Annotated in this window: 15 protein-coding genes and 1 pseudogene; 6 read left to right on the top strand and 10 right to left on the bottom strand. The window is 70.0% G+C overall.

Features of this window, described 5'->3' with window-relative positions; translation table 11 throughout:
- The first annotated feature begins 61 nt into the window (after window positions 1-61).
- Both LRS10_RS14800 and LRS10_RS14805 read left to right on the top strand, forming a co-directional pair.
- Window positions 62-1291 carry an efflux RND transporter periplasmic adaptor subunit gene (locus LRS10_RS14800; RefSeq protein ID WP_257837945.1) on the top strand — a complete coding sequence of 410 codons (1230 nt, stop codon included), beginning with the start codon at window positions 62-64 and terminating at the stop codon, window positions 1289-1291.
- A pseudogene (locus LRS10_RS14805) lies at window positions 1291-4529 on the top strand (efflux RND transporter permease subunit). The gene LRS10_RS14800 and the pseudogene LRS10_RS14805 overlap by 1 nt, the downstream one beginning before the upstream one ends.
- Window positions 4530-4739: 210 nt before the next feature.
- Here LRS10_RS14805 and LRS10_RS14810 read toward each other — a convergent pair.
- Window positions 4740-5117 (bottom strand): cytochrome c family protein, encoded by a 378-nt coding sequence (locus LRS10_RS14810; protein WP_308237962.1) that lies wholly within the window; start codon window positions 5115-5117, stop codon window positions 4740-4742.
- Between the two features lie 184 nt (window positions 5118-5301).
- A complete protein-coding gene (locus LRS10_RS14815; protein WP_257837946.1) occupies window positions 5302-5754 on the bottom strand; it encodes a YaiI/YqxD family protein in 453 nt (150 codons plus the stop codon).
- Window positions 5755-5830: 76 nt separating this feature from the next.
- On the opposite strand from LRS10_RS14815, the gene LRS10_RS14820 reads away from it, so the two are divergent.
- The 3 genes from LRS10_RS14820 to LRS10_RS14830 all read left to right on the top strand — a co-directional run bounded on the left by LRS10_RS14820 (window position 5831) and on the right by LRS10_RS14830 (window position 7930).
- Window positions 5831-6130: a hypothetical protein gene (locus LRS10_RS14820; RefSeq protein WP_257837947.1), complete on the top strand. Its 300-nt coding sequence runs from the start codon at window positions 5831-5833 to the stop codon at window positions 6128-6130.
- A gap of 70 nt (window positions 6131-6200) precedes the next feature.
- A complete protein-coding gene (locus LRS10_RS14825) occupies window positions 6201-6635 on the top strand; it encodes a DUF2231 domain-containing protein (protein ID WP_257837948.1) in 435 nt (144 codons plus the stop codon).
- Window positions 6635-7930, top strand: a complete 1296-nt coding sequence (locus LRS10_RS14830) for a sorbosone dehydrogenase family protein (protein ID WP_257837949.1) — start codon at window positions 6635-6637, stop codon at window positions 7928-7930. Before LRS10_RS14825 ends, LRS10_RS14830 begins: the two co-directional genes overlap by 1 nt.
- Here LRS10_RS14830 and LRS10_RS14835 read toward each other — a convergent pair.
- The 6 genes from LRS10_RS14835 to LRS10_RS14860 are packed head-to-tail and all read right to left on the bottom strand — an operon-like array spanning window position 7927 to window position 12093.
- Complete coding sequence (locus LRS10_RS14835) at window positions 7927-8232, bottom strand: hypothetical protein (protein ID WP_257837950.1); 306 nt, start codon at window positions 8230-8232, stop codon at window positions 7927-7929. The two genes, LRS10_RS14830 and LRS10_RS14835, sit on opposite strands and share 4 nt — an antisense overlap.
- 2 nt (window positions 8233-8234) lie before the next feature.
- The gene (locus tag LRS10_RS14840; protein ID WP_257837951.1) at window positions 8235-8540 is read right to left on the bottom strand and encodes a hypothetical protein; all 306 of its coding nucleotides are present in this window, start codon (window positions 8538-8540) and stop codon (window positions 8235-8237) included.
- A gap of 19 nt (window positions 8541-8559) precedes the next feature.
- A complete protein-coding gene (locus LRS10_RS14845; RefSeq protein ID WP_257837952.1) occupies window positions 8560-10287 on the bottom strand; it encodes a cbb3-type cytochrome c oxidase subunit I in 1728 nt (575 codons plus the stop codon).
- The gene (locus LRS10_RS14850; RefSeq protein WP_257837953.1) at window positions 10272-10772 is read right to left on the bottom strand and encodes a cbb3-type cytochrome c oxidase subunit I; all 501 of its coding nucleotides are present in this window, start codon (window positions 10770-10772) and stop codon (window positions 10272-10274) included. Before LRS10_RS14850 ends, LRS10_RS14845 begins: the two co-directional genes overlap by 16 nt.
- Window positions 10769-11716, bottom strand: a complete 948-nt coding sequence (coxB, locus tag LRS10_RS14855) for a cytochrome c oxidase subunit II (RefSeq protein ID WP_257837954.1) — start codon at window positions 11714-11716, stop codon at window positions 10769-10771. The genes LRS10_RS14850 and coxB overlap by 4 nt, the downstream gene beginning before the upstream one ends.
- Window positions 11713-12093, bottom strand: a complete 381-nt coding sequence (locus LRS10_RS14860) for a cytochrome c family protein (RefSeq protein ID WP_257837955.1) — start codon at window positions 12091-12093, stop codon at window positions 11713-11715. Before LRS10_RS14860 ends, coxB begins: the two co-directional genes overlap by 4 nt.
- A gap of 194 nt (window positions 12094-12287) precedes the next feature.
- Between LRS10_RS14860 and LRS10_RS14865 the strand changes: the two genes are divergently transcribed.
- Window positions 12288-12815 carry a c-type cytochrome gene (locus tag LRS10_RS14865; RefSeq protein WP_257839178.1) on the top strand — a complete coding sequence of 176 codons (528 nt, stop codon included), beginning with the start codon at window positions 12288-12290 and terminating at the stop codon, window positions 12813-12815.
- Here the strand turns inward: LRS10_RS14865 and LRS10_RS14870 are convergent.
- The gene (locus tag LRS10_RS14870) at window positions 12812-13444 is read right to left on the bottom strand and encodes a cytochrome b (protein WP_257837956.1); all 633 of its coding nucleotides are present in this window, start codon (window positions 13442-13444) and stop codon (window positions 12812-12814) included. The genes LRS10_RS14865 and LRS10_RS14870 overlap by 4 nt on opposite strands.
- Window positions 13441-14151, bottom strand: coding sequence for a cytochrome c oxidase assembly protein (locus LRS10_RS14875; RefSeq protein WP_257837957.1), 711 nt, complete (start codon window positions 14149-14151; stop codon window positions 13441-13443). Before LRS10_RS14875 ends, LRS10_RS14870 begins: the two co-directional genes overlap by 4 nt.
- Between the last annotated feature and the right edge of the window lie 65 nt (window positions 14152-14216).

Raw genomic sequence — 14216 nt, forward strand, 5'->3', positions numbered from 1 at the left:
GCCGTAAGAGCGCATCCTCCCCGAACGTCAGCCCGTATCTCGGGCGCGGAGTACCTACGTCTTGATTCGACGCCATTTCTTCCTCGCTGCAGCTATCGTCGTGCTGGCGGTCATGGTCGTCGTGGGCGGCATCAAGGTCTTTGCGCTGAAGAACGGCGGCGGCCAAGGCGGCGGCCCTGGGGGCCCGCCCGGCGCGATGGCGGCCGGCAAGGCGGGTCCGGGCGGCCCGGGCGGCCCGGCCGCGAAGGGCGGCGGCCGCGGCGGTTTCGGCCCGACCCAGGTCTCGGTCGCGGTGGTCCAGCCGCGGGCCTTCAAGGACACCATCGAGGTGCTCGGCGTCGCCAAGGGCCGTCAGTCGGTGACCCTCACGGCCGGCACGACGCAACTCGTCGAGCGCGTTCGGTTCCGCGACGGCCAGCAGGTCGCCCGCGGGGCCGTCCTCGTCGAACTCCGCGCCACGGAGCAGGACGCCGCCGTCGCCCAGGCCCAGGCGCGCCTGGTCCAGGCGCAGCGCAGCTACGAACGCTATCGCACGCTCGGCCAGCAGGGCTGGGCCTCCAAGGCCCAGGTCGATGAAGTCGAGGCCTCCTATCGCGCCGCTCAGGCCGACGTCGCGGCCGCCCGCGCCCGTGAAGCCGACCGTGTGATCCGCGCGCCGTTCGCCGGCGTCGTGGGCCTGTCGGACGTGGCCCCGGGGGCTCTCGTCAATCCCGGCGCCCCGATCGTGACCCTCGACGATATCTCCGCGATGCGCGTCGATTTCCAGGTGCCCGAGCGCTACCTGGCCCAGCTGCGCCAGGGCCAGACGATCCTGGCCAACGTCGACGCCTATCCCGGCGAGACGATCACCGGCCGGATCGCCCAGCTGGACACCCGCATCGACGAGCGCACCCGCGCCATCACCGCCCGGGCGGAGTTCCCGAACCCCGGCGGCCGATTGAAGCCCGGCATGCTCGTGCGCGTCGGCGTCTCGCGTGGGGAACGCCAGAGCCTCAGCGCGCCGGAGTCGGCGGTCTCGGTGCAGGGCGACAACGCCTTCGTCTATGTGATCCGCCAGAACGGCGAGCGCACCGTGGCCGAGCAGCGGCCGATCCTCACCGGCATCCGGCAGCAGGGCCTGGTCGAGATCCGCGACGGCGTTCAGCCGGGCGAGCGGATCGTCGCCGACGGCCTCAACAAGATCCAGCCCGGCCAGCCGATCCGCGTGGGCGGCCCCCGGCCGCCCGGCGCCGGTCCTGGCGCCCGGCCCGCCGGCCAAGCCGCCCCGGGCAAGGCGGGGACCCCCGCATGATGCTTTCGGACATCTCGGTCCGGCGGCCCGTCTTCGCGGCGGTCGCCGCGATCATCCTCTGCGTGGTCGGCTTCGCGGCCTTCCAGTCGCTGACCGTCCGCGAACTGCCCAGCGTCGACCCGCCCGTGGTCTCGGTCGGCACCACCTACCGCGGCGCCTCCGCGGAGGTCATCGAGGAGCGGATCACCGAGGTCATCGAGCGGCAGATCGCCGGCATCGAGGGCATCGACCGCATCAACTCGGCGTCGCGCGACGGCTCCTCGCGGATCAACATCTCCTTCACCCTCGACCGCGATCTCGACGCTGCGGCCAACGATGTGCGCGACGCCGTCAGCCGGACCCTGGCCGCGCTGCCCCAGCAGGCCGATCCGCCGACCATCCAGAAGGCGAACGCCGACGCCTCGCCGATCATGTTCCTGAGCTTCACGTCGACGACGCTGAACCGGCTGCAGCTCACCGACTACGCGCAGCGCTACCTCGTGGAGCGGTTCTCCACGGTGCCGGGCGTGGCCAATGTCGGTGTCGGCGGCGCCCAGAACTATTCGATGCGCGTCTGGCTCGATCCCGACGCCATGGCCGCCCGCGGCGTCACCGTGGAAGACGTCGAGAGCGCGCTGAACAGCCAGAACCTCGAGCTGCCCGCGGGGTCGCTCGAGGCGCCCTCCAAGGACTTCACCATCCGCGTCGCCCGCGGCTACGCGACGCCGGAACAGTTCGCGCGCCTGCCGGTGACGCCCTCGCGAGCCGCGGCTTCGACCCAGGCGTCCGCCGCGCTGGGCGGCAGCGCGGCGGGCGCCGGCTCGGCCCAGGGGGCGACGCGCGACATCACGGCGGCCACTCAGGGCCAGGCCTACATCACCCGGCTGGGTGACATCGCCCGCGTCGAGGAGGCGGCGGACGAGCATCGCCGCAGCTTCCGCTCGAACGGCAAGGACCAGGTCGGCATCGCCATCTTCCGCCAGAGCCTGGCCAACGACCTGGAAATCTCCGACGGCGTCCGGGAGACGATCGAGGAGATCCGGTCCGGCCTGCCCAAGGGGACCGATCTCCAGGTGGCGGTCGACTACACCGAGTTCACTCGCCACGCGATCGAGGAGGTGTGGATCACCATGGCCATCGCGCTGGGCTGCGTGGCGCTGGTGAACTTCCTGTTCCTGGGGACCTGGCGGGCGGCGATGATCCCCTCGATCATTGCGCCGATCTGCATCCTGTCGACCTTCATCGTGATGGCCCCGCTGGGCTTCTCGATCAATCTTCTGACCCTGCTCGCCCTGGTGCTGGCGATCGGTCTCGTCGTCGACGACGCCATCGTGGTGGTCGAGAACATCCAGCGCCGCATCGACGACGGCGAGCCGCCGATCGTGGCCGCCGAGCGCGGGCGCCCGGCAGGTGTTCTTCGCCGTGGTCGCGACGACCATCGTGCTGATCTCGGTCTTCGCGCCGCTGATGTTCATGCCCGGCTTCACCGGCCGGCTGTTCGTCGAACTGGCCGTCGCTGTGGCCGCCGCCGTAGGTTTCTCGGCCCTGATGGCGCTCTCGCTGTCGCCGATGCTGGCGTCCAAGCTTCTGCGCCCGGCCAAGGGCGAAGGCTGGCTCGCCCGTCGCATCGACACCGGGATGGAGAAGCTCAGGAACTCCTACCACAACTCCCTCGAGGGCCTGCTGGGCAAGCGCGTGGTCAGCGTCTCGGCGTCGGGGATCGTGCTCCTGCTGGCCGGCCTCGCGGTCGTGGTCTTCACCACGCTTCCCAAGGAACTGACGCCGGAAGAGGACCGCCGCCGCGCCCAGGTGATGATCACCGGTCCCGAAGGTGCGGGCTTCGACTACACCAAGGCCGCCGCCGCCCAGCTCGAGCGCATCCTGATGGGCTATGTGAACGACGGCACGCTCGACCGCTACGTGCTTTCGATGCCGCGGTTCGGCGGCGCCCAGCAGCTTCAACAGCGCCGGCGGCAACACCATGCTGTCGCCCAAGGCCGACATGACCACCCAGGAGTTCGCGGCCCAGCTGAACCGCCAGCTGAGCGGCATCACCTCCGTCCGCGCCATCGTCTCGCCGGAGGGCGGCCTGCAGCGGGGCGGCCCCGGCGGCGGCGGCGGCGGGTCCAGCCTCCAGCTTATCCTGACCGGCAACGACTATCCCGAGATCGAGCGCCGCATCCGGCCGATCCTCGCCGCTGCCGAGCAGAACCCGGGCCTCGCCCGTCCGCGCCTCGACTACGAGCCCACCAGCCCGCGCGTCGTCGTCGACATCGATCGCGACAAGGCCGCCACCCTTGGCGTCTCGGCTCAGGCGGTCGGCCGCGCCCTGGAGACCATGTTCGGCAATCGGCGGGTGACGACCTACATCAAGAACGGCCAGGAATACGACGTCCTCCTGCAGACCGACCGGGCGAACCGCCAGACCGAGCAGGATCTCGGCAAGCTCTACGTGCGCGCCGCCTCGGGCGAGACCGTGCCGTTGTCGTCCCTCGTGACCACGCGCGTCAGGGGCGACACGCCTGATCGGTCGCGGGTCGATCGCCTCCGGTCGATCACCCTGACCGCGCAGCTCAGTCCCGGCTACTCCATGGGCGAGGCCATCGACTTCCTGCGGGGTCAGGCGTCGGAGCAGGGCGTGGCCAGCAGCGTGAAATGGGGCGGCGGCGCCCGGGACTACCTCGAGTCCTCCAGCGCCGTCGGCGTCGCCTTCGGCCTGGCCCTGCTGCTCGTCTTCCTGGTGCTGGCGGCTCAGTTCGAGAGCTGGATCCACCCCGCGGTGATCATGCTGACCGTGCCTGTGGCGACGCTGGGCGGCCTGTTCGGCCTCCTCGTCGCCGACAGTTCGATCAACACCTACAGCCAGATCGGGCTGATCATCCTGGTGGGCATCGCCGCCAAGAACGGCATCCTGATCGTCGAGTTCGCGAACCAGCTTCGGGACGAGGGGCTGTCGGTGCGCGAGGCGGTGATCGAGAGCGCCTCGCTGCGCCTCCGGCCGATCATCATGACCTCCATCTCCGCCGCGGCCGGCGCCATCCCGCTGATCGTCTGGGGCGGCATGGGCGGGGAGGCGCGCAAGACCATCGGCGTGACCATCTTCTTCGGGGCGATCTTCGCCACCCTCGTCACGCTGTTCATCGTCCCGGTCTTCTACAACATGCTGGCCCGCTACACGAAGTCGCCCATGGCGACGGCGCGCCGGATCGAGGCCTTCGAGGAGGCCGAGAAGGCCCGCGTCGCCAACGCGGCGGAGTAGCTCCGAAAGAAAGCGGCCTCCCACGCGGGGAGGCCGAGAGAAGGGTCCTCGCCGGCAAGGGGGGAAGCCGGGCGGAGGCGGATCCGGTCCTGGTCGAAGGCCGGCCGAAGGGTGTCGTCGACAGATGCATGATCGACGAACGCCAGCATGCGCCGGGCCGGGATGCGCGTCAAGGTTGTCTGGGTGGCGATTCTACGCGCCTGGCGTGAACTACTGCGGCTTGTGGCCGGTCTCGACCATCAGATAGGCGATCAGGTCGGTGCGGTCCTTAGCGTCCTTCACGCCGGCGAACGACATCTTGGTGCCGGGCAGGTAGGTCATCGGCTTGGCCAGCCATTCGTCGAGGTGGTTCGCGTCCCACACGATGCCGGAGTTCTTGAGGGCGTCGGAGTACCGGAACTTTGCGTTCTGCGCCGCCTTCTGACCGAACACCCCGTGCAGATTGGGGCCGGTCATGTTCGCGCCGTCGGGCGTGATGGTGTGGCACGAGCGGCAGAGGCCGAACTTGGCCTCGCCATTGGCCAGGTCCGCGGTGTTGTAGGGGGCTGGGAACGACGCAAGCAGGGCCTGCTTCTCGGCGTCGGACATCTCGGGCGCCGCGGCCGGGGGGCGCTCGCCTCGGTCGTCGCGCTCGTGTCGCCGCCGGATTGCGACTGGCCGCAGGCGGCCACGGTGGAGGCGAGGAGGGCGGTGGCGAGGATGCGGCGCATGAAGGTCTCCCTGAAACGGCGGGCCGGAAGCTAGCGCGACCGCGGCGGTAAGCAAGGGCGCCCTAGCGGCGCCGGCGGCGTTCCCGGTTCACCGCCTCGTCCAGCGCCTGGAGGAAGCGCGAGCGGTCGGCCTGGGCGAACGCTTTCGGCCCGCCGGTGATCTCGCCGGTCGAGCGGATGTGCTCCATGATCGACCGTTGGGCCAGCGCGCTGCCGATGCTGTCGACGGTGAACGCCCGCCCGTTCGGCGCGATGGCGGCCGCGCCCGCCTTCAGCACCCGGTCGGCCAGGGGAATGTCGTTGGTGACCACGATGTCGCCGGGCGCGGCCCGCTCGGCGATCCAGTCGTCGGCCACGTCGGGGCCGGCGTCGACGACCACCTGCTCGATGGCCGGGCTCTGCGGCGTGCGGATCCAGCTGTTGGACACCACGAACGTCTTCAGGCCGTAGCGGGCGGCGACCTTGTAGGCCTCGTCCTTCACCGGACAGGCGTCGGCGTCGATGAAGATGCGCATGCCGAAGCCCTACCGTCGGAACCGGGTCCCGCAAAGACCGTTCGCTTGCCGGGTCATTGTGCAAGGGGATCGTGTCTTGTTCCGGAAAGCCGTCATTGCGGGCGCCGAGGCGTCTGCCGCGCCGAAGCCGTCGCTCGTGGACGCCGCCGTCCTGCGTCTGCACGCGCTCGCCGTCCGTCTCGACCGGGTGCCCTCCGAGTTCGGCGACGTCGCTCCGGTCGACGAGACCGATCCACGGGCCGTCCGCGCCGAATGGCTGCGGCAGTACCGGATCTGGGCGGATTCCAACCCCGAGCGACTGTTCGCCATCAAGGTCGGCGGCCTCCTGCTCGGCGTTCCGCTCCTCGTACTGCTGGCGGTGATCGCCGCGATGTAGCCGCGGGTCGGAACCCAATCACCACCGGTGAATTCGTCAAGGCGGAGCTGTGCCGAGAGAGGGACCCCGCATGCGACGACAGATCGGTCCGGTAGGCCGCGCGACACGCGCCGCCTACGGCGTGCTGCTGGCCTTCCCGGTCGCGCTGTTCAGCTTCGCCGTCGCGACGGACATCGCCTATCTGCGCACCGCCGAGATGCAGTGGAGCAACTTCTCCGCCTGGTCGATCACGGTGGGCCTCGTGTTCGGCGGCGTGGCGCTGGTCTGCGCGCTTCTCGCTCTTCTGGCCGGCCTCCGGTCCGGCCGGCGCGCGCCTCGGCTGCTGCACGCCGCGGCCCTGGCGCTGATGTGCCTGCTGGGGCTGATCAACGCCTTCAAACATAGCCAGGACGCCTGGAGCTCGGTGGGGGCGTTCGGCCTGATCCTCTCGATCCTCACCGCCGTTGCGGCCCTGGTCGCCGCTCTCGTCGCCTACTCGGGTGCGATGAACGAGGAGGCCGCGTGATGCGGATCGGAACCCTGACCTGCGTCGCCGCTCTCCTGGCGCTGGGCGCCTGCGGTCGCAGCGACCCCAACCTTAACCAGACAGGCGCCAACCCGGACCTGCCGGGCGTTCGCGAAACCCTGGTGCCGCCCATGCGGATCGCCAAGCCGGTCGGCTGGGGCGACGCGGTTCCCACCGCGCCTTCCGGCTTCACCGTAACAGCGCTGGCCACCGACCTGCAGATCCCCCGCCAGATGCTGGTCCTGCCCAACGGCGACATCCTGGTCGCCGAAGGTCGCGGCGGCGGCGCGCCGCGCCTGCGGCCGAAGGACGTGATCGCCGGCGTGATCAAGAAGCAGGGCAACACCAAGGTCGAAAGCGGCGACCGGATCACCCTGCTGCGCGACGCCGACAACGATGGCCGGGCGGAGGTGCGCACCGTCTTCGTCGACGGGCTGGATGCGCCCTACGGCCTCGCGTTCGTCAACGGCTACCTCTACGTCGCCAACCAGGATGCGCTCGTCCGCTTCCCCTATCAGGAAGGGCAGACGCGGATCACGGCTTCACCTGAGGAGGTGACCAAGCTGCCCGCGGCGCTCAACCACCACTGGACCAAGGCGATGACCGCGAGCGCCGACGGCCAGACGCTGTATGTGGGCATCGGCTCGAACAGCAACGTCGGCGAACGCGGCATGGCGGTGGAGGAGGAACGGGCGGTCATCTGGGCCATCGATCCGACGACCGGAGCCCGGCGCACGGTGGCCCGCGGGATCCGCAATCCGACGGCGCTCGCCATCGAGCCGGCGACCAGCGCCCTCTGGGCCGTGGTCAACGAGCGCGACGAGATCGGCCCCCAACTTGCGCCCGACTACCTGACGTCGGTGCGGGAAGGCGGCTTCTACGGTTGGCCCTACAGCTACTGGGGCAAGAACCTGGACCCGCGCGTGAAGCCCCAGAAGCCGGAACTGGTCGCCACGGCGATCACGCCCGACTACGCGCTCGGCTCTCACGTCGCCGCCCTCGGCCTGTCGTTCGCGACGCAAGGCGGGTTCGGCGGGACCTACGCCGAGGGCGCCTTCATCGGGCAGCACGGCAGCTGGAACCGCCAGGACCTGGCGGGCTACAAGGTGGTCTGGACGCCATTCTCTGCCGGTCGACCCAGTGGGCCTCCGGTAGATTTCGTCACCGGCTTCCTCACCGAGGAGGGCCGCGCGCGGGGGCGGCCAGTTGGCGTCACGTTCGATCCGGCCAAGCGCATCCTGCTGGTGGCAGACGACCTGTCGAACACGGTCTGGCGGGTGGCCCCGCAGCGCTAGGCGATGAGGACGGCCAGGGTCTGCCACGCGATGGCGATCACGGCGACGGCCGCGCCCAGCAGCGCGAGCTGGTTCAGGAGCGTGACGGCGGCGTCGCCACGGCGCTGGAGGCGACGAGCCGCGACCACGGCGACGCCTACGCATGCGCCAGCGCAGGCGAGCGACAGGGCGACGGACGCGGCGCGCCAAAGACCGCTGTCCGCGACGGGCGTCTGCGCGTCGAGGCTGGCGAAGGCGTAGACGCCGGTGAAGTGAACCGTCCATGCTATCAGGCCGCCCAGGGCATAGCTCCAACGGGGCATGGTCAGCTCCCGGGGAATAGCCGCGGCAGGGCGGCGGCGAAAGCGCCCTGGGCGGCGCCGTAGGCGATGAACAGGCCGATGACTTCGAAGGTGGCCGGCTGCCCGGCGCGGACATAGCCCCGCGCGAGGCGCGCCAGAGCGTAGAGGCCCATGATCGCGGAGACGAGTACGAACAGGCCCTGCCAGGACAGCAGCGCGGCCACCGTCGCGCCCTGAGGCGACTGGGATGGACGCAGGCCCATGTCCGCCCAGCCCTGCAGATCCAGAGCCCAGGCCACGCCCAGGAGCGTGGCCGCCGCTGCCAGCATCATGGAGGAGACAACGGGGCTATGCGGCCCATCGTGGACGAGGGCCTTGACGCCCCCCCAGGCCAGCGAGGCGGCGACCGCCAGCAGCCCGAGGATCAGGGCTAGCGAGTCCCCCGGGCGGCGGAACCCACAGGTCCGGACGGCTGCTCCAAAGGAAGACGTACGAGAACCCCATCAGCAGGGCGACCATCCCGCCGACGATCAGGGTGATGACCATCGCCCACCAGCCGTGGCTGCCGGTCCCGCTGGCGTAGCTGGGGGCCATGATCCCGCCGCCGATGTCGACCGCGGGCTGATCCATGGGTTTGTCGAGCAGCCAGCACCACTGGACGAGGGTGTAGACCGCCAGCACGCCGCAGAGTGCGGAGGCGGCGTAGGCCTGGATGGTCAGCAGCAGGAAGAAGCCTGCCGTGAAGATCGCCGCCCACACGTGCCAGCCGGATGGCTTGGGCATCCGCAGGAGGAACTGTGGCTCGGCGTTCATCGTGCTCGTCACGATGGTCTCGCGTCCGCCCGTGGGATTGTCGGGCAGGAAGTAGCGGCCGGCATCGACGTCGCGGGCGAGATCCGGCTGATCCCAAAGCGGATAGAGGCTCTTCACCACAGGAATGGAGCGTACGGAGTAGAGATCGTTCGGGAGCCACTCCAGCCCGGGACCGTCGTAGACATTGCCGGCGTTCCGCTCGCCGAAGGGGCGGAAGTTCCGGGCCATGTCTAGGATCCAGAGCAGCACCGCGAGCCCAAACAGGAAGGCCCCGGCGGTGGACATCTGGTTGGTCGTCTGCCAGCCCCAGTCGGGAAGGTAGGTGTAGACCCGCCTCGGCATCCCCATCAGGCCCGTGAGATGCATCGGCAGGAAGGTGAGATGCATGCCGGCGAACATGAGCCAGAAGATCCATCGGCCGAGCCGTTCGCTCAGCGGCCGCCGGCTGACCAGCGGCGTCCAGTAGTAGATCGCCGCAAACAGCGGGAAGACCATCCCGCCGATCAGGACATAGTGAAGATGGGCGACGATGAAGTAGGTGTCATGCGCCTGCCAGTCGAAGGGGACCATGGCGACCATCACCCCGCTCAGCCCCCCCGCCACGAAGATCACGAGGCCGCCGACGGCGAAGAGGCCCGGCGTGTTGAATCGCATCCGGCCGGCCGCCAGGGTGGCGATCCAGGCGAACACCTGCACGCCCGCCGGGACGCTGACGGCCATCGACGCAGCCGAGAAGACGTTCACCGACATGGTCGGCATGCCCACGGTGAACATGTGGTGCGCCCAGACGCCGAACGAGATGAAGCCGGTGGCCAGCATGGCGAGCACCACCAGGCGGTAACCCACCAGCGGGGTCCGGGCGATCGCCGGGATGATGGTCGACATCGCGCCCGCCGCGGGCAGGAAGATGATGTAGACTTCCGGGTGGCCGAAGAACCAGAACAGGTGCTGCCACAGGAGGGGGTCGCCGCCCTTGACGCTGTCGAAGAACGGCCACCCGAGCGCCCGTTCGAGTTCCAGCAACAGGGTGGCCAGGATCACCGACGGGAAGGCGATGATGATCATCGCGGCGAAGATCAGCATCGCCCACGCAAAGATCGGCAGCTTGTCGAGCGTCATGCCCGGCGCACGGGTGCGCAGGACGCCGACGATGATCTCGATGGCGCCGGCGATGGCCGAGATCTCGATGAAGCCGATGCCGAGCAGCCAGAAGTCGGCGTTGATGCCCGGCGAATAGGTGGCGCCCGTCAGCGGCGGATACATGAACCAGCCGCCGTTGGGGGGCCAGGCCGAAGAACAGCGAACAGAAGAAGGCCAGGCCGCCAATCAGATAGGACCAGAACGCGTAGGCCGACAGCCGGGGGGAAGGGCAGGTCGCGGGCGCCCAGCATCTGCGGCAGCAGGAGGACCCCGAGGGCCTCCACCGCCGGCACCGCGAACAGGAACATCATCATGGTCCCGTGCATGGTGAAGAGCTGGTTGTAGGTCTCCTGCGGCAGGAAACCGTTCAGCGGCAGGGCGAGCTGGGTCCGCATCAGGAGCGCAAGCGATCCTGCCAGGACGAAGAACAGCATCGCCGCGCCCAGGTAGTAGACGCCGACGAAGTTGTTGTTGATCGCCCAGACCCACTGCCAGCCGCGTGGCCGGCACCAGGCGTCCTTCAGGGCCTCCAGCTCGCCGGCGGGACGCGGCTCGCGTGTGGGGAAGCGGTCGTAGAGGCGCCGGTCAAAGCCGGTCTCCGACGTCATTCCAGGGTCTCGAGCCAGGCGGCGATGAGGCGAACCTCGCTGCCGGAGAGCACCGGATAGGACGGCATGCGGTTGCCCGGCTTGATGGCCTGGCTGTCGGCGATCCAGGCGGCGAGCGTGCCCTGGCGGTTCGGAAGGATGCCGGCGCCGAGCGTCCGCCTGGAGCCGATATGGGTGAGATCGGGTCCGGCCGTGCCATTCGCGGGCGTGCCCCGCACGGTGTGACAGGCTCCGCAGCCGGCGGCCAGGAACGTCGCCGCACCCGGGGTAGAAGCTTGCGGAGGCGGTTGCAGCCGCCGGCTCCTCCATGCCTCGAACGCCGCGGGTTCGTGGGCCACGACCACCAGACCCATAAGGGCGTGCGGTCCGCCGCAGAACTCCGCGCATTGCGCCGGATACACCCCGGGCCGCGCGGCCTCGATGCGCATCAGATTGCGGCGGCCAGGGATCATGTCCACCTTGCCCGACAGGCGCGGGATCCAAAGGCTGTGGATCACGTCGGCGGCTTCGAGCTCGAGCGTCACCGGTTGGCCGGCAGGCAGGTGGATCTCGTTCGCGTCCTGGATCGCTTCGCGGCCTTCGCTGTCGAGATAGGCCACGCGCCACCACCACATCTCGCCGGTCACGCGGATGCGCACCTCGCCCGGTTGCGGCGGCGCCGACAGGTCGCGGGTCAGCGTCAGACCCCAGATCAGGAGCGCACTCAGTACGACGACCGGGAAGGCCAGGCCGCCGATCCACACGAGGCGCTCATGCCCCAGGCGCGCCCGCCATCGGCGCGGACCGAAGATGGCGATCGCGGTCGCACCGATCACCAGCGCCAGCACGCCCGCGCCCATCGCGAACAGCGCCCACGCCAGCACCGTGACCGGCGCAGCGAAAGGACCGGCCGGGTCGAGCACCGGCGGCGGCCAGCCCGACAGGATGTCGCCGAGGCCGCTCATTCGAGGGTGTACAGGAAGGCCGCGACATCGCGAGCCTCGGCCGGCGAAAGGTCCTGCGGCGGCATGCCGGTGCCGGGGATCAGAGACGGGGCATCGCGCACCCACCGAACCAGGATGTCGGGCTGGTTCGGGAGCCGGCCGGCGATCAGCGGGCGGCCGCCGAAGCCCGCCAGGCTTCCCCCCATCCGTCCCCTCGGCCAGGCGATGCCGGGGATCTCATGGCAGGCGGCGCAAACCACCCGCTCGGCGGCGTCCCGTCCGCGCGCGGGATCGGCTCCGGCCAGCTGGCGGGGCCGGACGGACGTCTCCGCGCAGGCGCCAAGCGTGATCGCCGCCAGGCTCATGGCCACGAACCGTCTGCGTTCGCGAATGTACACCGCTGCATCCCACCTCCGGCCCGGCTAGGGAACCCGCCGACAGCTTGGCAGTTCCCGGAACCCTGCACGGAGATGCGGGTTGCAGGCCTGTGCGCGCGATCCCCGCCCTTCTGCTTGGCCTGTTGCTCGCTGGCTGCAGCGGAGGTGCCACCGTCACGGACGCTGCGTTCAGCCAGACGGGCCGCGTGGTGGCCATGAGCGGCGGAGATGGTGGAGCCGCGCACGCCTGTTTCACCTGTCACGGCCTGGATGGCGCAGGCGACGGCGACGCCGTTCCACGGCTTGCGGGCCTGGAGGCCGGCTACCTGCACAAGCAGCTGGAAGACTATGCGTCCGGCTTGAGGGAAGACGCCACGATGGCGGGCGTCGCCCGACGGTTGAACCCGCACGCTCGACAGGCTGTGGCGGCGTACTACGCAGGGCTGCCAGCGCCGGCGACGACGGGGAATGCGGCGCTCGCGCCGATCGCTTACGGGGCCTGTGTCGCGTGCCACGGGCCGGTCGGCGAGGGGGCCGGGACAGCCGGGCCCGCCATCTCCGGCCAGCCGGCGGCCTATGTGGCCGACCAGCTGAGCAGGTGGCGGGAGGCGAAGCGACGGAACGATCCGCGCGGCGTCATGCGGATGGCGACCGCCGGGCTGTCGGACGCCGAGATCGACGCACTAGCCGCCTGGCTAGCCGCACAGTCCGCCGTTCCAGCGCCAGCCAGCGGCGGCGCCTAAAGGGTTGAGCGCCGACGCGGCTTGGGAAGCACCGGCAGCATCCCGTGCATCACGTCGTCCTGATCCACCAGCTGATGCTTCAGCGCCCCGCCCACATGGATCGGGATCAGCAGCAGCAGGGTGACGATGAGGCCCCAATGGGTCCACTCCGCCACCGCCTCGAGCGCCCACAGGCGGCTGTTCGAGAGATCCTGCAGCGGCAACAGCGGCCAGGAGACCAGCCCCAGCAGCGTCAGGTCTATTTCCCGTCCGGACGCGGAGATCATCAGCCAGCCGGACAGCGGCAGGCCGAACAAGCAGGCGTAGAAGAGGTAATGGGTGACGTGCGCCGCGACGCTTTCCCAGCCTGGCTTGTCGGCGTCGTTGATAGGTTGGGGAGCGAACGCGCGCCAGGCGCTGCGGGCCAGGATCAGGGCCAGCATGAGGACGCCGACCGCATAGTGCAATTCGTACGCTCCGGCCTTCGCGCCGCCTGGCGGCAGGCGGCCCATCCACCAGCCCCAGCCGAGCTGGAAGAAGACGAGGGCCGCCATCGTCCAGTGAAAGATGATGCCGACCGGCGAGTAGCGACCTTCGTCGGCGTGACCCGCCGCCCACTCGAGGACATTGAGCAGCAGGCGATCGATCACCGGACAACCGGCTCCGGCTCGAGCCGGCGCGCGAGCAGGACGATCGCCACCGCAAGATAGACGGCCGCGGCCGGCGCCCACATCAGCAGACCGGCCATCTGCTGGTCCTGCAGCGGCGTCAGGCCCCAGGCCAGGGTCGTTGCGGCGTGGGGGGCGTACAACGCCCGGTCGGCGAGGGTGAGCAGCGCGCCCAGCAGGCCCATCTGCACCGTGGCGATCAGCAGCGCGCCGACGGCCGCGAGCGTGCCGGCCGCGCGGACGTTCCGCCAGAACCAGGTCGCCGAGGCCGCCAGGCTGGCCTGCATGAGCCAATAGGCCATGTCGTGGCTCATGGCCCACGCGTAGGCATCGGGCGCGTGCCAGGCCCAGAACACGGCCGTTGAAGCGGCGGTGGAAGCCCCCAGGCTTCGGCCGGCCTTGGGAAGAGCCCAGGCTGTCAGCGGCGCCAGCGCCGCCATGAGGAGAACGTGGTGGATCGTGCGGGCGGCGAACAGGGCCGAGGACAATGCGCAGAGCGGCGAGAGGAACAGCAGGGCCGCTACGGCCAGGCCCGCCCAGCCGACCGGCCGAGCCCGCGCTCGCCACATGAGCGCCGCCGCCACTGCCATCACGGCCAGCAGCACGGGGTCGGCGTTCCACCGCAGAAGCAGATCCGACGGCGTCGCCCCCGGGCCGCAGTAGGGCGTCCAAATCGGCAGTTCGCGCATCAGCCTGGCCGCCCTCTCACTCCCGCAGCTCCACCGTTCGAACCAATGAGCGATGGGCGGGTTCC

The organism is Phenylobacterium sp. J426, from assembly GCF_024699945.1.
Taxonomy (GTDB): domain Bacteria; phylum Pseudomonadota; class Alphaproteobacteria; order Caulobacterales; family Caulobacteraceae; genus Phenylobacterium.